This is a genomic window from Pseudomonas hamedanensis (assembly GCF_014268595.2).
Classification (GTDB): Bacteria; Pseudomonadota; Gammaproteobacteria; order Pseudomonadales; family Pseudomonadaceae; genus Aquipseudomonas; species Aquipseudomonas hamedanensis.
In genome coordinates, this window is record NZ_CP077091.1 from 2,467,355 (window position 1) to 2,484,790 (window position 17,436).

19 protein-coding genes are annotated in these 17,436 nt (G+C 60.5%); 9 read left to right on the top strand and 10 right to left on the bottom strand.

Features of this window, described 5'->3' with window-relative positions; translation table 11 throughout:
* Nucleotides 1-5: 5 nt before the first annotated feature.
* Complete coding sequence (locus tag HU739_RS10560) at nt 6-1,292, bottom strand: MFS transporter (RefSeq protein ID WP_186548810.1); 1,287 nt, start codon at nt 1,290-1,292, stop codon at nt 6-8.
* Nucleotides 1,293-1,450: 158 nt separating this feature from the next.
* Here HU739_RS10560 and HU739_RS10565 point away from each other — a divergent pair, with 158 nt between their 5' ends.
* Nucleotides 1,451-2,365, top strand: a complete 915-nt coding sequence (locus HU739_RS10565) for a LysR family transcriptional regulator (RefSeq protein ID WP_186548813.1) — start codon at nt 1,451-1,453, stop codon at nt 2,363-2,365.
* A gap of 192 nt (nt 2,366-2,557) precedes the next feature.
* On the opposite strand, the gene HU739_RS10570 is transcribed toward HU739_RS10565, so the two are convergent.
* The 3 genes from HU739_RS10570 to HU739_RS10580 are packed head-to-tail and all read right to left on the bottom strand — an operon-like array spanning nt 2,558 to nt 4,402.
* The gene (locus HU739_RS10570; RefSeq protein WP_034153178.1) at nt 2,558-3,100 is read right to left on the bottom strand and encodes a DUF2937 family protein; all 543 of its coding nucleotides are present in this window, start codon (nt 3,098-3,100) and stop codon (nt 2,558-2,560) included.
* A 12-nt stretch (nt 3,101-3,112) separates the two neighbouring features.
* The gene (locus tag HU739_RS10575) at nt 3,113-3,889 is read right to left on the bottom strand and encodes a class II glutamine amidotransferase (protein ID WP_186548815.1); all 777 of its coding nucleotides are present in this window, start codon (nt 3,887-3,889) and stop codon (nt 3,113-3,115) included.
* A gap of 15 nt (nt 3,890-3,904) precedes the next feature.
* A complete protein-coding gene (locus HU739_RS10580; protein ID WP_186548817.1) occupies nt 3,905-4,402 on the bottom strand; it encodes an MFS transporter in 498 nt (165 codons plus the stop codon).
* Between the two features lie 224 nt (nt 4,403-4,626).
* Between HU739_RS10580 and HU739_RS10585 the strand changes: the two genes are divergently transcribed.
* On the top strand, nt 4,627-6,681 hold the full coding sequence (locus HU739_RS10585) for a S9 family peptidase (protein WP_186548820.1): 2,055 nt from the start codon (nt 4,627-4,629) through the stop codon (nt 6,679-6,681).
* Between the two features lie 194 nt (nt 6,682-6,875).
* Entirely contained in the window at nt 6,876-7,349 is a 474-nt protein-coding gene (locus tag HU739_RS10590) for a cyclic nucleotide-binding domain-containing protein (protein WP_186548822.1), read from the top strand.
* On the opposite strand, the gene HU739_RS10595 is transcribed toward HU739_RS10590, so the two are convergent.
* Complete coding sequence (locus HU739_RS10595) at nt 7,346-7,630, bottom strand: hypothetical protein (protein ID WP_186548824.1); 285 nt, start codon at nt 7,628-7,630, stop codon at nt 7,346-7,348. The genes HU739_RS10590 and HU739_RS10595 overlap by 4 nt on opposite strands.
* An 80-nt stretch (nt 7,631-7,710) precedes the next feature.
* Here HU739_RS10595 and HU739_RS10600 point away from each other — a divergent pair, with 80 nt between their 5' ends.
* From HU739_RS10600 to HU739_RS10615, 4 genes are all read left to right on the top strand, one after another.
* A complete protein-coding gene (locus HU739_RS10600; protein WP_186548826.1) occupies nt 7,711-8,397 on the top strand; it encodes a spermidine synthase in 687 nt (228 codons plus the stop codon).
* A 50-nt stretch (nt 8,398-8,447) separates the two neighbouring features.
* Nucleotides 8,448-8,819: a YajD family HNH nuclease gene (locus tag HU739_RS10605; RefSeq protein WP_007944009.1), complete on the top strand. Its 372-nt coding sequence runs from the start codon at nt 8,448-8,450 to the stop codon at nt 8,817-8,819.
* Between the two features lie 182 nt (nt 8,820-9,001).
* Nucleotides 9,002-9,472 carry an RNA methyltransferase gene (locus HU739_RS10610; RefSeq protein WP_007911337.1) on the top strand — a complete coding sequence of 157 codons (471 nt, stop codon included), beginning with the start codon at nt 9,002-9,004 and terminating at the stop codon, nt 9,470-9,472.
* A gap of 81 nt (nt 9,473-9,553) precedes the next feature.
* Nucleotides 9,554-9,931 (top strand): YgaP family membrane protein, encoded by a 378-nt coding sequence (locus HU739_RS10615; RefSeq protein WP_186548828.1) that lies wholly within the window; start codon nt 9,554-9,556, stop codon nt 9,929-9,931.
* A 118-nt stretch (nt 9,932-10,049) separates the two neighbouring features.
* Here HU739_RS10615 and HU739_RS10620 read toward each other — a convergent pair whose 3' ends face one another.
* A complete protein-coding gene (locus HU739_RS10620) occupies nt 10,050-10,499 on the bottom strand; it encodes a YcgN family cysteine cluster protein (RefSeq protein WP_064594159.1) in 450 nt (149 codons plus the stop codon).
* Nucleotides 10,500-10,664: 165 nt separating this feature from the next.
* On the opposite strand from HU739_RS10620, the gene HU739_RS10625 reads away from it, so the two are divergent.
* Nucleotides 10,665-11,258 (top strand): nitroreductase family protein, encoded by a 594-nt coding sequence (locus HU739_RS10625; RefSeq protein ID WP_186548830.1) that lies wholly within the window; start codon nt 10,665-10,667, stop codon nt 11,256-11,258.
* Nucleotides 11,259-11,425: 167 nt separating this feature from the next.
* On the opposite strand, the gene HU739_RS10630 is transcribed toward HU739_RS10625, so the two are convergent.
* From HU739_RS10630 to HU739_RS10645, 4 genes are all read right to left on the bottom strand, one after another.
* Nucleotides 11,426-12,358 (bottom strand): D-2-hydroxyacid dehydrogenase, encoded by a 933-nt coding sequence (locus HU739_RS10630; RefSeq protein ID WP_186548832.1) that lies wholly within the window; start codon nt 12,356-12,358, stop codon nt 11,426-11,428.
* A 105-nt stretch (nt 12,359-12,463) separates the two neighbouring features.
* Nucleotides 12,464-12,757 carry a YcgL domain-containing protein gene (locus HU739_RS10635; RefSeq protein WP_186548834.1) on the bottom strand — a complete coding sequence of 98 codons (294 nt, stop codon included), beginning with the start codon at nt 12,755-12,757 and terminating at the stop codon, nt 12,464-12,466.
* Nucleotides 12,754-13,887, bottom strand: coding sequence for a ribonuclease D (rnd, locus tag HU739_RS10640; RefSeq protein WP_186548836.1), 1,134 nt, complete (start codon nt 13,885-13,887; stop codon nt 12,754-12,756). The genes HU739_RS10635 and rnd overlap by 4 nt, the downstream gene beginning before the upstream one ends.
* A gap of 163 nt (nt 13,888-14,050) precedes the next feature.
* Entirely contained in the window at nt 14,051-15,700 is a 1,650-nt protein-coding gene (locus HU739_RS10645) for a phosphoethanolamine transferase (protein ID WP_186548838.1), read from the bottom strand.
* Nucleotides 15,701-16,101: 401 nt separating this feature from the next.
* Here HU739_RS10645 and HU739_RS10650 point away from each other — a divergent pair, with 401 nt between their 5' ends.
* Nucleotides 16,102-17,286, top strand: a complete 1,185-nt coding sequence (locus HU739_RS10650; RefSeq protein WP_186548840.1) for a cyanate transporter — start codon at nt 16,102-16,104, stop codon at nt 17,284-17,286.
* Nucleotides 17,287-17,436 lie beyond the last annotated feature (150 nt).

Genomic DNA, 17,436 nt, shown 5'->3' on the forward strand with positions numbered 1-17,436 from the left:
ATCAGTTACTGCGCGTCGAGTTGCTTGCCCCGCGTCTCTGGCAGGCTCAACGCCGCGAGAATGACCACGCCGTAGGACACCGCCGCGAAGGCACCGATGCCCATGCTCAGCGGCACTTTCTGACTGAGCAGACCGATCAGCAGGGGAAACAGCGCTGCCAGCGCTCGACCGATGTTGTAGCAGAAGCCCTGTCCCGAACCGCGAATGCGCGTGGGGAACAGTTCGGTAAGAAACGCGCCCATGCCGCTGAATATGCCTGAGGCGAAGAAGCCCAGCGGAAAGCCCAGCCACAGCATCACACCGTTGCTGACCGGCATCTGGGTGTACAGCAACACAATGGTGAAGGATCCGACGGCAAACAGGATGAAGTTTCTTTTGCGTCCCAACAGATCGGTCAGATAAGCGCTGACCACATAGCCGACGTAGGAGCCGACGATGACCATCGCCAGATAACCGCCAGTGCCAAGCACGCTCAAACCGCGCTCGTTTTTGAGGAAGGTTGGCAGCCAGGACGTGATCGCGTAGTAACCGCCCAGCGCGCCGGTGGTCAGCAACGAAGCGCGAAAGGTCGTGAAGAGCATGCCCGGGGCAAAAATCTCGTAGAACTTCGCTGGATTCTCAGGCGTTTGCGCGGCTTTGGCTTGGCGATAGATCTCCGGATCTTTCACCAATCGACGGACGAAAATCACGAACACCGCCGGCACGATGCCGAGGATGAACAGCGCGCGCCAGGCATCTTCCGGTGGCAACACCGAAAACAGCAGCGCATACAGAATCGCCGTCAGGCCCCAGCCCAGCGCCCAGCCAGATTGCACCATGCCCACCGCTTTGCCGCGATCCTGGGCGCGGATCACTTCACCGATCAGCACGGCGCCGGCGGTCCACTCGCCACCAAAACCGAAGCCCATCAGGGTGCGGGCGATCAACAGTTGTTCGTAGTTTTGCGCGAAGCCGCAGAGAAAGGTGAAGAAGGCAAACCACAGCACGGTCAGTTGCAGGGTGCGCACGCGACCAATGCGGTCAGAGAGAATACCGGCGACCCAGCCGCCAATGGCCGAGGCGATCAGTGTGCTGGTGTGGATCAGCCCGGCTTCACCGGTGGTGATGCCCCACATTGCAATCAGCGTCGGCACGACGAAGCTGAGCATCTGCGTGTCCATGCCATCCAGGCCATAGCCGATCTTGCAGCTCCAGAAAGTCCGGCGCTCCTGCTGATTGATGTTGCGATACCAGTCGAACGGCCCCGGACGTGCCGCAGGCTTGGGTAAAGGGACGGTGTCTGGAGCACTCATGGCAAATCTCCGCAGGTTTTTATTGGTCTTGTTCGCAGCCCCGACGACGCCTATCGTGGGAACCGGATGCGCCGATTTTTCGTCGCCCCGCCCTGCGCCGTCCAACGAATAAAAACCCGCCTTAGGCATAAGAAAAATTTGTCACCCGAGCCTTGCCCATGAACCTGAAGTTTCTCGAGACCTTTGTCTGGGTCGCCCGACTGAAGAGTTTTCGCCTGACCGCCGACAAGCTGTTCACCACCCAGGCGTCGATTTCCAGCCGCATTGCGGTGCTTGAGGGCGAGCTGGGGGTCAAGCTGTTTCTGCGCGATTCGCGAGGTGTCAGCCTGACGCCAGAAGGTCTGAAAGTGCTGGACTATGCCGAGCAGATGCTCGACACCATGGCGGCGTTGAAACAGTCGATCGAGACCCGTTCGAGCAAGGTCGGCCGGGTGCGCATCGGTGTGATGGACACGGTCATCCATACCTGGCTCAGCCCGTTGGTGGCGCAGATCACCGATCTGTATCCGCGGCTGGAAATCGAACTGGTGGCCGATACCGCGCTGAATCTCTGCGATCAGCTGCAAAAAGGCTTTCTCGATATCATTCTGCAGACCGACCTGGTACGTCATGAAAGCGTGCGCAGCCTGGAATTGGCCAGCCATCCGCTGGGCTGGATTGTCGCCAGCAACTCGATCTACAACCGCGACTACGCCGACCTCGCCGAACTGGCGCAGGAGCGGATCATCACCTACTCGAAAAACTCACGACCGCACCAGGACATACTCGCGCTGATGCAGGCCAACGGCATCATGGCACCGCGCTTGAACTGCGTGAATTCGGTGTCGGCGATTACCCGATTGCTGCGTGATGGTTTTGGTATTGGCGCGCTGCCACCGGTGCTGGTGGCTGAAGAGCTGGCGCGCGGGGAATTGACCTTGCTCGACATCGATCAGCGACCGGAGAATCTGCCAGTGGTGGTGTCGTGGCGGGTCGGGGTTGAGTGGGTCGAGGAAATTGTGACGTTGTGTCAGCAGGTGCTGGCGGGGTATGCGCACAAGATGGGCAAGGACTGCATCACCCTCACTGACTGACCACATCCCGCGGCGAGGGGATTTATCCCCGCTCGGCTGCGCAGCAGTCGTCATTACGGCCAATGCGATCTTTCAGAGGCACCGCAGTTGCAGGTTTTGGGGCTGCTGCGCAGCCCAACGGGGATAAATCCCCTCGCCACAGAATCCCCCTGCCACAGAATCCCCTCTTGACTCAGCGGATTGTCTTAAGCCTTACAAGCCACGCACGTCGCGATCTTCGATCGGCCGGCTCTGGCGCAGACGCCGGCCACCGAGCACCACCCAATCGATCAGGCGGAACAGGCATTCAATGCCGAACGACAGCAGCAACGCCCCGCTCATGCCCCAGATCATCGCTTCGGGCGTCAGCAGAATCTGATAGCTGTAGCCATTCCAGGTCTCCTTGCGGATGTCCGGATCGGCGGCCAGTACCACCTGCAGGAAGCGGATGTACCACGGCCCCTGCATCGCCTGAAACTGTTTATCCAAAGCAACCTGTCGGGTGAGCAAGGTATTCAGGCTGTCGGCATCGCTGCGAAAGATCGGGTCTTCACTGGCCCGGTAATGCGCAACCAATGCCTGCATATCGCCTTTGAAAAACTGCTCGGCCGTGCCCTGAAAACCACGCAGGCCCGTCTGCGCTTCGATCAGGTGCGCCTCGACGCGCTTGGCGTAATCGTTGATGAACCCCGGCACCTGGACACCGATCAACAGACCCGCTGCAAACAACACCAGCCGTACATAACTGAGCAACATGAGGTGCAATCCTTATTCGGTCTTGCCGTGGCTTACGCATTCACCGCGTCGCCACAGGCTCCATTGGCCCGGTTCGTAGCGGGTCCAGGTTTCGTTTTCGGTCAAAGGCTCGGTGGCGATAACGGTGACCACGTCGTTGGGCGTGGTTTCGGCCTGGAAATCGACGATCACATCGACATCCTTCAACCGCGCCGGGCCGAACGGGGCACGCCGGGTGATCTGTGCCAGTTTGGTCGAGCAATAACAGAACAGCCAGTCACCGTCGCTGAGCAGGCAGTTGAACACGCCCTTGCTGCGATACTCGGCGCAGGCAGCGACCAGATCGGGCAACAGCGCTTCGATATCGACCGGTTCCGGAAAGGCTGCACGCACACGGTTGAGCAAATCGCAGAAGGCCGCCTCGCTGTCGGTATCGCCGACCGGGCGGTAGAAACTCTTGATCGGGGTGAAACCGGCGAGCTGGCCGTTGTGCGCAAAGCACCAGTTGCGTCCCCACAGTTCGCGCACGAACGGATGGGTATTGGACAGGCAGACCTTGCCAACGTTGGCCTGGCGGATGTGGCCGATGACCACTTCACTCTTGATCGGATAGCGCTGCACCAGATTGGCGACTTCGGACTCGCTGCTCGCCGCCGGATCCTGGAACAGGCGCAGGCCACGGCCCTCGTAGAAGGCGATGCCCCAGCCGTCGCGGTGCGGCCCGGTGCGACCGCCGCGCTGCATCAGGCCGGTGAAGCTGAACACAATGTCGGTCGGCACGTTGGCACTCATGCCCAATAATTCACACATGTGCGGATTCTCGGATTACAGACGCGGCTCGACCCGCATGCGCTGCGGATTGCTCGGTACCGGTGGGCGACCGTAACGGTCATCACCGGCCGCGCCGAACGGCTGGTCGTCGTCACGCTCATCGGCGCGGGCCGCCGCCCTGGCCGCCTCGGCCTGTTCGCGGCGGGCTTTCGACGCGCGTTCGAGCGGGAAGCGGATCAGCACGAAGATCAGATACAGACCGAAAGCGATCATGCCGTACATGAACAAATCGGAAACCGCCCGCCAAGCGTTATTGCCGACCTTGAAGGCGAGGTCCAGCGCGGTGATGGCGACCGACGGCGCGACCTTGGCCTTCACCGGGTCGACGATGGTCGGGCTGAACAGCAAGACTGCCATCAGTACCCGCAGCGGTTCACGCAGCCAGCGCCACATCCAGGTGGTCAGGCGCATTCCTACCAACAGGCAGCCCACAGCGGCAAAGGCGTAGAGGCCCCAGGCGATCAGATAGTCGTTCTCGGTCATGGTGTCCATGGCAAGGCAGGCAAAGAGACGCTTATAGTAACGACTTTTCGCCCATGCGGCTTGTCCCAATAGACACATCCCTTGTAGGCCTTCGCCTGCTCGCGATAGCGGTGTATCAGTCAGAATTGATTTGAATGACCCACCGCTATCGCGAGCAGGCGAAGGCCTACAGGGTTTGCGGCAGTCTCAAGTGCTGCGAAAAACCCTATTTGTATATTGTCCGAGAGCCTTCCATGCCCCAATCCGCCAATGTCATCACTGCCCCGATTGCCCACCGGGCCGCCGGCGTCGACCCGTATGCCTGGCTGCAGGAACGCGACACCGACGCGGTGCTTGATTACCTCAAGGCCGAAAACGCTTATCAAGAGGCGCAGACCGCCGATCAGGCCGAGTTGCGCGAGCGCCTGTTCGAAGAGATCAAGGGGCGGATTCTTGAAACCGACCTGTCCCTGCCGTCGCCGTGGGGGCCGTATCTCTATTACACGCGCACCACGGCCGGTGACGAATACGCTCGGCATTACCGCTGCCCGCGTCCGGCGGACGACAGCCTGACGCTGGACGAAAGCCGCGAGCAACTGCTGCTCGACCCGAATGAGCTGGCCAACGGTGGCTTCTTTTCGCTGGGCGCGTTCAGCATCAGCCCCGATCACCAGCGTCTGGCCTACAGCGTCGATGCCTCGGGCGATGAGGTCTACACGCTGTTCGTCAAGGAACTGGCCAGCGACAAGGTCAGCGAGCTGGAATTCACAGACTGCGACGGCAGCATGACTTGGGCCAACGACAGCCTGACCCTGTTTTTCGGCGTGCTTGACGACACCCACCGCCCGCACAAGTTGTTCCGCTACCGCCTCGATGGCACCGCCGCCGAAGAAGTCTTCCACGAAGCGGACGGGCGCTTTTTCCTGCATTGCTATCGCGCCAGCTCCGAGCAGCAATTGCTGCTGACGCTGGGCAGCAAGACCACCAGCGAAGTCTGGGTGCTGGACGCCAATCAGCCGCACCTGCCGTTCACGTGCCTGGCGCCACGGGTCGAAGATCACGAATACGATGTCGACCACGGCCTGCTCGACGGCGAGTGGACCTGGTTTATCCGCACCAACCGCGACGGTATCAACTTCGCCCTGTATCAGGCACCGGATACCGGCGTGCCGCCGAGCGAGGCCGACTGGCAGAACCTGATTGCGCACAGCGACGAGGTGATGCTCGACGGCGTCAGCCTCAACACCCGGGCCATGACCCTCAGTCTGCGCGAAGGCGGCCTGCCGATCATCGAGGTTCACCCGCAGGGGCTGGCGCCGTATCGCGTGCAATTGCCGGACGCGGCCTACAGCCTTTATGTGCAGAACAGCCTGGAATTCGACAGCGATCGCATTCGCCTGCGCTACGAAGCGTTGAATCGTCCGGCCCAGGTGCGTCAGTTGATCCTCGCCACTGGCGAGCAAGCCGTGCTCAAGGAAACTCCGGTCCTCGGCCCGTTCGACGCCGATTCCTACGTCAGCCAGCGCCTGTGGGCGAGCGCCCCGGACGGCACGCAGGTGCCGATCAGCCTGGTCATGAAACGCGAGATGGTCGGCCAAGCGGTGCCGCTGTACCTGTACGGTTACGGCGCGTACGGTTCGAGCCTCGATCCATGGTTCTCCCACGCGCGCCTGAGCTTGCTGGATCGCGGCATGGCGTTCGCCATTGCCCACGTGCGGGGCGGCGGTGAGCTGGGCGAAGCCTGGTATCGCGCCGGCAAGCAGGAACATAAACACAACACCTTCAGCGACTTCATCGCCTGCGCCGAATTTCTGATTCTCAACGGCATCACCACAGCGGAACAACTGGCGATCAGCGGCGGCAGCGCCGGGGGTTTGCTGATTGGCGCAGTGCTCAATCAGCGTCCGGACCTGTTCGGCGTGGCGATTGCCGAAGTACCATTCGTCGATGTGCTCAACACCATGCTCGACCCCGAACTGCCACTGACCGTGACCGAATACGACGAATGGGGCAACCCGGAAGAACCGGAGGTCTATGATCGGATCAAGGCTTATGCGCCGTATGAAAACGTCACCGCGCAGGATTATCCGCCGATGCTGGTGATCGCCGGCTACAACGACAGCCGCGTGCAGTACTGGGAAGCGGCCAAATGGGTGGCGAAATTGCGCGCGACCAAGACCGACGACAACCTGCTGTTGCTCAAGACTGAGCTGGGCGCAGGCCATGGCGGGATGAGCGGGCGCTATCAGGGATTACGTGACGTAGCGCTCGAATATGCGTTTGTGTTCAAGGTTTTGGGGATTGCCTGAGGAACTCTGTCGGTGGCTTGGGTCTTAACACCAGACCCGAGCCACCGAAGATCCAATGTAGGAGTGAGCCTGCTCGCGATAGCGGTGTGTCAGCCAAAGTGATTTTGAATGACACACCGCTATCGCGAGCAGGCTCACTCCTACAAGGGACTGTGTAACGCCTAAAAATGTGAAATCCAAAAGACCGCATCGACATGTCAGAACCGACCCTACTGAACAACGAAATCCGCGACTGGCTGATGGACTGTGGCCTGTTCGATCAATTGCAGCTGGCCGACTTCGCGGCGGCGTCCGGCTATTTCAGCATCAGCACCGTGGCTGAAGGCGAGGCGATTTTCCGTGAGGGCGATGCCGGCAGTTTCATGTGCATCCTCCACACCGGCCAGGTCGCCGTGCAGAAAACCGGCGCCGACGGTCAGGTCATCACCATGGCCACGCTGCGCAGTGGCCGCGCCTTCGGTGAGATGGCCGTGCTCGATGGCGAGCGCCGTTCGGCCACCTGCGTCGCCGCGAGCAACTGTCAGTTACTGAACCTGGGCAAGGATTCGCTGGAAAAAATGCTCAACGACGCGCCGAAGATTGCCGCCAAGATCATCCGCGCCCTTGCCGTCTCGCTGTCCAAGCGCCTGCGCATGGCCGACGGTCAATTGGCCGCGCAGCAGGTTTAGCCGCCGGGGGATTTAGCCTTGCCGCCGTTCGGCTCGAGGCCCGGCACCGGCTGATCCTTGCTCGGCGGGCTGGGCATTTCGATCGGCACCAGCGGCGGACTGCCACTGCCGGCGCCCGACTTGGGCAGGGTAATCGGGGTGATCTGTGGATACGGGGTGGGCGTCGCGGTGCCGGGCGAGCCGGGCTGCGGCGTCGGGCTGACCGGAATGCTTTGCTGGGCCTGCACTGCAGTAATCGCGAGCGCGGCCAGGGTAATGACCGTTAGAATGGTGCGCTTCATCAAGGGCTCCGTTTGGCCTTAGTCTGTGTTCAGGCTACTCCCAACGCGCCTGCTTGCCTTCCCCCCTTGTAGAGATTTCCATGAAACGTTTCGTTCTGCTCGACACCACGCCGATCCCTGAAAGCGGCGGTGCCCTGTGCCTGTTCAAGTATGGCGAGGATTTCGTCATCAAGATCCAGGGCGGCGACGGCGGGCAACTGATGAATACGCGCATGCACGGTTCGGAAGACGCACTGGCCGAGATTCCGTGCCGCAAGGTCGCCGGGCGGCCGAATTCGCGCGTGCTGATCGGCGGGCTGGGCATGGGCTTCACCCTCGCCTCGGCGCTCAAGCACTTGGGCAAGACCGCCGAAGTGGTGGTCGCTGAACTGGTGCCCGGTGTGGTCGAGTGGAATCGCGGTCCGCTCGGCGAAAAGTCCGGTCGTCCGCTGCTCGATCCGCGCACGGTGATCCGTCAGGACGATGTCGCCAACGTGCTGCAAAGCGAGCCGAGCGGCTTTGACGCGATCATGCTCGATGTCGACAACGGCCCCGAAGGCCTGACCCAGAAAGCCAACAGTTGGTTGTATTCCGCCGCCGGGCTCAATGCCTGTGCCAAGGCACTGCGCCCCAAAGGCATGCTCGCCGTGTGGTCGGCCAGCGCCGACCGGCAATTTTCCGACAAATTGAAGAAGGCCGGTTTCAAGGCCGAAGAAGTCCAGGTCTTCGCCCACGGTAACAAGGGCACACGGCACACGATCTGGATTGCCGAGAAGCTCAAGGGCTGAGCTAAACTCTGCGCATAACCGTCATCCGTCTTTTTTACAAAGGTGAACCCATGAGTTCGTCCACCCCCACCAACACGTCGAAACTGGATCGCATCCTTGCCGACAACCAGCGCGACAAGGAAATGGGCTACCGCGACAAGGCCCTTAAAATGTACCCGCATGTGTGCGGCCGCTGCGCCCGTGAATTTTCCGGCAAGCGCCTGAGCGAACTGACCGTGCATCATCGCGACCACAACCACGACAACAACCCGCAGGACGGTTCGAACTGGGAGCTGTTGTGCCTGTACTGCCACGACAATGAACATTCGCGTTATACCGACCAGCAGTATTTCGGCGAGGGCTCGCTGAGCACGCCGAAGATTGCCAAGGCGACGCATAATCCGTTTGCGGCCCTTGCTGGCCTGATGAAAAAAGAAGACTGAAGATCTTCATTGGCCGTAAGGGCCTCATCGCGAGCAGGCGAAGGCCTACAGGGGAACGCATTCCAAAAGTAGGAGTGAGCCTGCTCGCGATAACGATCTCCTGGACACCACAGATCTCGAATCTGCCCGCCCTCCCCCAATCCCCGTATAATCGCCCTCTTTTTCCCGAAGGCACCCCGCTCGTGGCAGACAAACGGTACAGCTGCATTGGTTTGTATAACCCCAAATCACCGGAGAACGTCGGTTCGGTGATGCGCGCCGCAGGCTGCTACGGCGTGGCGTCGGTGTTCTACACCGGCAAGCGTTATGAACGCGCCGCCGACTTCGTCACCGACACCAAACGCGTGCACTACGACATCCCGTTGATCGGCATCGACGACCTGAAGAAGATTCTTCCGCTCAACTGCGTGCCCGTGGCCGTGGAACTGGTCGAAGGCGCCCGCCCGCTACCGGAATACACCCACCCCGACCGCGCCCTGTATATCTTCGGCCCTGAAGACGGCTCGCTGGATAAAGAGATTCGCGACTGGTGCGAAGACGTCGTGTACATACCGACCACTGGCTGCATGAACCTCGCCGCCACGGTCAACGTCGTGCTCTACGACCGCATGGCCAAGGGCTTGAACACCCGCTCCGGGCCAAAATTCCGCTGAAACGCCGCACATCCGATGGAACGAGCTGAGCGCCCCGGCAGTCAGCTTATCTATCAATCGCACACTGCCTGGAGATAGATCATGAGCGAGCTCAAACGCGTTGAACGCATCGAAACCACCCCGTTTCAGACGCCATCGCAGCAGAACGTCCACGGTTGGGAACGCATTGGTTCGTTGACCGGCGGCGTGATCATGCTCGGCAAGGGCCTGCGCCGCGGCGGCGTGTTCGGCTTGATTCAGGTCGCGCTCGGCGGCATGGCGGTCGCCCGTGGTATTACCGGCCATTGTTCGGCGAAAAGTCTGCTGGAGAAGAGCCGTCAGGACATGAATAACGTGCGAGCGAAAATCGAGCGGGCCGGGGAAGAACTGAACAAGCTGAAAACCAATGCCGAGGTGGCCACCGAAACGGCAACCGTCACCGGCAATGATTCGCTGAAATCGCCGAAAGCCGGGGTTTGAGCCAAATATTGCGGTGAAGCGTATGACGCCATCGCGAGCAGGCTCACTCCTACATGGGAACGCATTCCAATTGTAGGAGTGAGCCTGCTCGCGATAGCGGCTTCGAATCTTTCAACTATTAACCCGCGCGAAAAATCAGATGATCTTCCCAGTCATCCTCCGGCACGCTGCCTTCGGCGAGCATCCGTCCGGACTGGGAAATCCGCTCATGGTGCACCGCGTCGCGGTCGCCACACACCAGGTGATGCCATAACGGCAGATCCTTGCCCTCGCTGACCAGACGATAACCGCAGGTCGGCGGCAGCCATTTGAATTCTTCAGCCTGCCCCGGGGTGAGCTGGATGCAATCCGGGACGAACTGCATGCGGTTCGGATAATCGCTGCACTGACAGGTTTTCAGGTCCAGCAGTTTGCAGGCGATGCGCGTGTAATAGACGCTGTTGTCTTCCTCATCCTCAAGTTTTTGCAGGCAGCACAGACCACAGCCGTCGCACAGCGATTCCCATTCCTCGTGGTCGAGTTGATCGAGGGTTTTACGTATCCAGAACGGTTCGACTTTGGCGGCCATGGCTCAAGCATCAACATCAGGTGGTGAAAAGGCCGCCAGTCTAGTGCCAGCGAACGCGGGGGCCAAGCGTTGGCGACTGTCGGTAAATCCGCTTGTCAGCCCAGGCGCCGCCCAGTAGGGTTTTTCGACGAACTTCTATATCCAACCGTTGCAAGGAATCCGTGCATGAGTGCCAACCCTCGCGTTGCCGATTACGCCATTCACCCGCAGTTCACTGACCGCTGGTCGCCGCGTGCCTTCACCGGCGAAGCGATCGAGCAAGAAACCCTGCTGAGCTTCTTCGAAGCCGCGCGCTGGGCGCCGTCGGCGTACAACTCGCAACCGTGGCGTTTTCTCTATGCACGTCGCGATACGCCGAACTGGGAACGCTATCTGGGTCTGCTCAATGAGTTCAACCGCAGCTGGGCGCAGCACGCCTCGGCGCTGGTGATCGTCATTTCCAAAACCACCTTCACCGCACCGGGCGCGACCGAAGAAACCCCGGCACTGTGGAGCACGTTCGATACCGGTTCGGCGTGGGGCCATCTGGCGCTGCAAGCGAGCCTCAGCGGCTGGCACACCCATGGCATGGCCGGTTTCGATCAGGCGTTGACCCGCCAGGAACTGAACATTCCCCAGGAGTACGCCCTGCACGCAATGGTGGCGGTGGGCAAACTGGGTGACAAGGCAACGCTGGCGGAGTACCTGCAAGCCCGTGAAACGCCCAGCCCGCGTCGTCCGTTGAGCGAACTGGTGGCTGAAGGTGACTTCACCCTCTGAGACCGTAGTGGCTGATCGTTCCCACGCTCCGCGTGGGAATGCCTCACGGGACGCTCCGCGTTCCAATGGGACGCAGAGCGTCCCCAGCTGCATTCCCACGCGGAGCGTGGGAACGATCACGCCCTCTTCGCGAGCAGGCTCGCTCCCACAATGGGATGGGCGGTCGATCAATAACCGCGAGTGAAATCCACTTCCCCACGCAACGCCTCGCCCGCTTCATACGCCTTCAGATTCTGCACAAACAAATCCACCATCAACGCCGGTGACGTCGGCGCCGAGCTGTGCCCGGTCAGCAGCAAGCCCCACGCGGTCCAGAACGGATGGCGTTGTGGCAACGGCTCCTGACGGCAGACGTCGATCACCGCGCCCGCCAGGTGCCCTTCTTTCAACGCCTCGACCAGATCGGCATCGACCACGGCGACGCCGCGCCCGGCATTGATGAACAACCCGGTCGGCTTGAATTGCCTGAACAGCGCCGCGTCGTAGATATCGTGGGTGTGTTCGGTGTTGGGCAGCAGATTGACCACATAATCCACCTCGCCCACCAGTCGCGGCAGATCAGCCATCGAACCGACTTCGACAAACGGTGCCTGTTGCCGGGCACTGCTGGCGATGCCGTACAACTCGATGCCGAACGGCAACAGAAATTGCGCCACGCTCTGGCCGATGTCGCCCGTGCCGACGATCAGCACTTTGCGCCCGGCCAGACTCTGGCCGCTGCGGTTGTCCCACTTGCGCTCGACCTGGCTGACCAGTCGCGCGAGTACTTCGCGCTCGTGGCCGAGAATGTAAGTGAGGACGTACTCGGCCATGACCTGACCGAAAATCCCCACCGCGCGGGTCAAGCGATAATCGCGGCGCAAACCGTCGGCGAGCAGCGGCGTGATGCCGGCCCAGGTCGATTGCAGCCATTGCGGTTGATGGCCCTGACGCAACAGGGTGGCCAGCAGATCCGGCTGGCCCAGCCACACCGGGCAATCGGCGGCCTGACGGGCCAGCTCGGCGGAATCACCGCTGGTCAGGACTTCAGCTTCAGGCAGTGCCTGACGCAGCAGCCGGGCGTATATCGCGTGGTCGTGTTCGGCAATCAGAACGCGCATCTTCAAACCTTTCGCAAACCGAGCAGACGGCCGCCAGACTCAGGGCGGCCATCGCGGTAAAAACAGTTCCAGGGTTAACCGAGGCCCAGAACAGGGCCTCGCGGATCAGACCGGGTCGTTGCGTCGCAGCAACTCTTCGGGCAAGTGCTCGATGTACTCGTCCTCTGCCGGTGGCATTTGCAGGTGGTAGCCCTGCTTGTCGAGGTTTTCCAGGACCACGACGATGTCCTCGCTGGCGAGTTTGCGCTCGGGCGACAGCACCAGGTCAAAAGCGTGTCTGGCTTTGCCGAAGGCCAGCATCAGCGCTTCGGGCACGCGCTCAAGCGCATCGCTTTTAAGCACATAAAGGTACATGCCGCTGCGCTTGGAGCTTTGGTAGATGGAGCAAATACGTTTCAAGGCTGTTCTCCGGCAGTGGCCAGGCTGTCGAGCAGCTTCTGACCCAGCAATTCGCGGCGCCAGCCACGCAGCGAATCGGGCAATTGGTAAGGACCCTCGGGGTAGCCGCTTTTGACCAAGGCTTCGAGGGTTTTCTTGCGCAGCATCAGTTCCGGGGCGATGCCCAGGCGCTCGGCCTCGGCCTGACCCAATGCGCGCAGTTGTTTGATCAGTGCCGCCGCTTCGATCGGCAAAGGCTCCGGCACGGCGGGCGGCCATTGATCAGGCCCCACACTGCCAGAGCGCTTGATCAGATCAAGCAGAAACTGACCGTCCTGACGCACGGTACGCGGATGCATGTCTTCGATCTTGCCCAGCGCCGCGAGATTATCCGGCTGCGTGCGGGCCAGGGGCCACAACGAATGTTCGCGGACGATACGGTTACGCGGCAAATCGCGAGCGCGGGCTTCGCGTTCACGCCAGGCGCACAGCTCACGCAGCACGGCCAGTTGCGCACGGGACAGTTTCCACGCCAGCTTGGCTTCGCGATAGACCTCGTACGGATCGGTTTCGCGACGCAGGTTGGCGACCAGTTCGGCGCCGTCCTCCAGTACCCAGGCGAACTTGTCGTCGGACAGTCGGGGACGCAGCTCGACGAACACTTCGGCCAGGTGCACGGCGTCTTCGGCGGCGTAGCTGATCTGCGTGTCGGACAGCGGACGTTGCAGCCAGTCGGAGCGGGTCTCGCCCTTGGGCAGGTCGATGCCAAGCACTTCCTGCACCAGCCGCGAATAGCCCATCGAGAAACCGAGGTTCAGGTAAGCCGCGGCCAATTGCGTGTCGAACAACGGCGCCGGCAGGCTGCCGGTCAGGCGCAACAGCACTTCGAGGTCTTCGCTGCAGGCGTGCAGCACTTTGAGCACTGCCGGGTTTTCCAGCAACGCGGCCAGCGGCTGCCAGGCATTGATGGTCAACGGATCGATCAGGTAGGCGCGTTTGCCGTCGCCGATCTGCAACAGGCCGGCAATCGGGTAGAAGGTGTCGACCCGCATGAATTCGGTGTCGAGGGCAACGAACGGCAGTTGCTGCCACTCGGCGCAAAACTGCGCGAGGCTTTCGTTGTCGCGAATCCAGTGAATATCGATAGCCACACGGCTCTCCCTTGAAGAATGGCGCGCAGTATATATCGCCACCGGCGATTTACGCGCCTTTGAAGGGCAAGAGCTGTAAGGAAATGTCTTGCCTGTCAGCAAGAATAGTCTGACAGCCAGAATGGAAAAGCCCGCCGCATCGACGTCACGGGCCGAAAACCCCTCACTCCGTGGCCAGCACGCCGTCGATCACCGCGCCGCGGCAACCGGCGAACAGGTCCAGATCCGGCTCGTACACCTTGCTGCGCACCTCCAGCAGGCCAAGCGTGGAATGGAACAGGTTGTCCTGGCTCAGCGGTTTGTCGCGGCTCATCTGCAAACAGTGAGTGTCGACCGAATAAGCCTTTTGATAGCTGTCGGAGAACCACGCCAGCATCGCCACATGCTTTTGTTGCTCCGGCGCCAACATGTAAGGCGTCCCGTGCAGGAACAGGTTGTATTCGCCCAGGGATTCGCCGTGATCGGACAGATACAACATGGCGGTATCGACCTTGTCCTGATTGCTGCGCAACACATCGATCAGGCTCGACAGCACATGATCGGTATACACCAGCGTGTTGTCGTAACCGTTGACGATACTGTCACGGCTGCAATTGTTCAGCGCGTTGCTTTCACACACCGGCGTGAAGTGTTCGTACTCCTTCGGATAACGTTTGAAGTATTCCGGGCCATGGCTGCCCATCTGATGCAGGACCAGCACGGTGTCCTTGTCCAGGTGATCGATAAAACTCTGAAGCCCTTGCAACAGGATTTCATCGCGGCATTCACTGTTGGCGCACAGCGCCGGATCTTTCAGGTTGCTGACATCCTGGACCGTCACCCGATCGCAGGTGCCTTTGCACCCAGACTGGTTATCGCGCCAGATCACGTCGATCCCGGCCCGCTGGAGAACATCAAGCAGGCCTTCTTCGTTCTTCGCCTTGCTCGCGTCGTAGTTCTTGCGCCCCATGTTGGAAAACATGCAGGGCACCGAAACGGCGGTTTCCGTGCCACAGGAATGCACGTCGGTAAAAGCAATGAGCCCGGCTTCTTTTTCCAGTTGCGGCGTGGTGTCGCGGTGATAACCAAGAATGCCGAAGTTTTCCGCACGGGCACTTTCACCCACCACCAGTACGGTCAGGGAGCGACGCGGTTGCAGCTTCACCTCGGGATTACGCTGGGCATCTTCACCGATCTTAACGAAGGGTTGCTGTGCCGAAACGACCTGCTCACGCAGGTAGCCAACCGACGCGCCAATGTAGTTGCTCGGCACCAACATCAAACGTATTTCGTGGTGATTGCGAAACAGTGAGGACAGGCCCTGATAGTTGGCGAGCGCGACACCCCCGATCGCCGCTGCCGAGGCGACACTGACAATCACCTTACTTAATAGCTCACGGTGCCAGCGGCGATAGTCGACCGGTACTTTCCATAATAACCAGGACGGTAAAACTCCGAGCAAGACAATATAAGCAAACAACTTTAACGAGAGCAGATCGCGCACTTCCGTCACATTGGTTTCGGCAAAGTTGCGAAACATGCCGGCATCGATCATGACGCCATATTGACTCATGAAATACGCGACACCCGCGCTGACCAGAAAGATCGCGGTCAGCAGTGGTTTGAGCAGCGGTCGAACAGCCAGCACCGTCAGGACAAGGTTGAACGCGGCAAAGATCATCACCGCAAACGCCACGCGCAGGGCAATCCCTTTACCCTCGGTGCCGGTGATGTCAGTCAGGTGCTGCCAGAGCACGAAATTGAAACCGAGCAACAGAAAGGCACTGGCGATCAACGTCACCCATTCCGGGCGCACGGCTTTTAACTTCAACATGATGAGTGACAGTTCCTGAAAGAAGAGTCTCGTTAATTGTGAAAATTTCATTCACCGAGGCATGACAAACTTTAGGCAGGCGCGGATCAATTTTTCGTGAAAAAGATGCCAATGATTAGTTGGAGCGAGGTAATAACAATGGAACGTTGCAAGTATTTGAGAATGGTTCAGGTTTTATTCAGTTCAGGACCGTTCACAGTTCCTTGTAGGAGTGAGCCTGCTCGCGATAGCGGTGGTTCAGATAAAGCAGTGGTGACTGACCGACTGCTATCGCGAGCAGGCTCACTCCTACAAGGGGGCGGCGTGATATCGATTTTTTAGGTGCGGCTCGGGATTTTCTGATTTGCTTGCGCCAGCGCTCGCCGCGCCTAATCGTCGGCCTCCTGTTCAAAGGCCCGAAGATGGAAACCGTACGCACCACCGCCCGCCCCGCTGTCTGGCTGATGCTCGCGATCATGCTGGTCGCGCTCAATCTGCGTCCTTCGATGGCAGCGGTCGGGCCGTTACTCTCGGCGATTCGCGGCGACATTGCGTTGAGCTTTGGTGTCGCGTCGCTGCTGACCATGCTGCCAGTGATGGCCATGGGGCTGGCGATGTTTGTCGGCCTCGGCATCGCTCGGCGATTGGGCGAACAGCGAACGCTGTTGCTGTCATTGCTGATCATCGGCTTGGCAACCCTGTCGCGCCTGTTGGTCGACTCGGCCGCCGAGTTGATCGCCAGCGCGGTGCTGGCGGGTCTGGGCATCGCGCTGATTCAGGCGCTGATGCCGGCCTTGATCAAGTCGCGCTTCCCCAACAGCGTTGCGCTGTGCATGGGGTTGTATGTCACCTCGATCATGGGCGGCGCGGCGATTGCCGCCTCGTTCGCACCGCTGGTGCTGGCGCACACCGGGCAATGGCGCAGCGGTCTGGCGATCTGGGCGGCGCTGGCCTTGCTCGCGCTGCTGTTCGTCTGGTCGCAACGCCACAACCTGGCGTCGCCCACGGCGAAGGCGCCCCGCCAGGATGCCCTGTTCAGCAATGCCCGCGCCTGGCTGCTGGCAATCTTCTTCGGTCTCGGAACGGCGTCCTACACCTGTGTGCTGGCATGGCTTGCGCCGTACTACGTGGAGAACGGCTGGAGCGAACAAAACGCCGGCCTGCTGTTGGGTTTTCTGACCGCCATGGAGGTAATTTCCGGCCTGGTAGTGCCCGCCATCGCCAATCGCAGCCGCGATCGACGCTGGGTGCTGGCAGCGCTGCTCGGCCTGATCATCGGCGGTTTCTGTGGCTTGATCCTGAGTCCGCAGTCCCTCAGCCTGCTGTGGCCGTGCCTGCTGGGCCTGGGCATCGGCGGCTTGTTTCCGATGAGCCTGATCGTCTCGCTCGACCACCTCGACGATCCGCAACGCGCCGGTGGCCTGACCGCGTTTGTGCAAGGCATCGGTTACCTGATTGCCGGCCTCTCGCCGCTACTGGCCGGACTGATCCGCGACCGACTGGGCAGTTTCGAATGGGCCTGGTGGTCGTTGACCTTGGTGATGGTGGTGATGCTGCTGATGACGCTGCGCTTCGATCCACGGTATTACCGGCGACACTTTCGCTGATCAGGCTGCAGGCCTCTGGCCATGTTTTAGCGCTTTGTTCGATGACGTCGTGTTGCTAAAAGTTTCTGTCTCACAACTGTCCGTGAAATGCCCTACAGGGGTTTCTCCTGGCACCATCGTTCCGCTAGGATCGTTCGCACACGTTTGCGC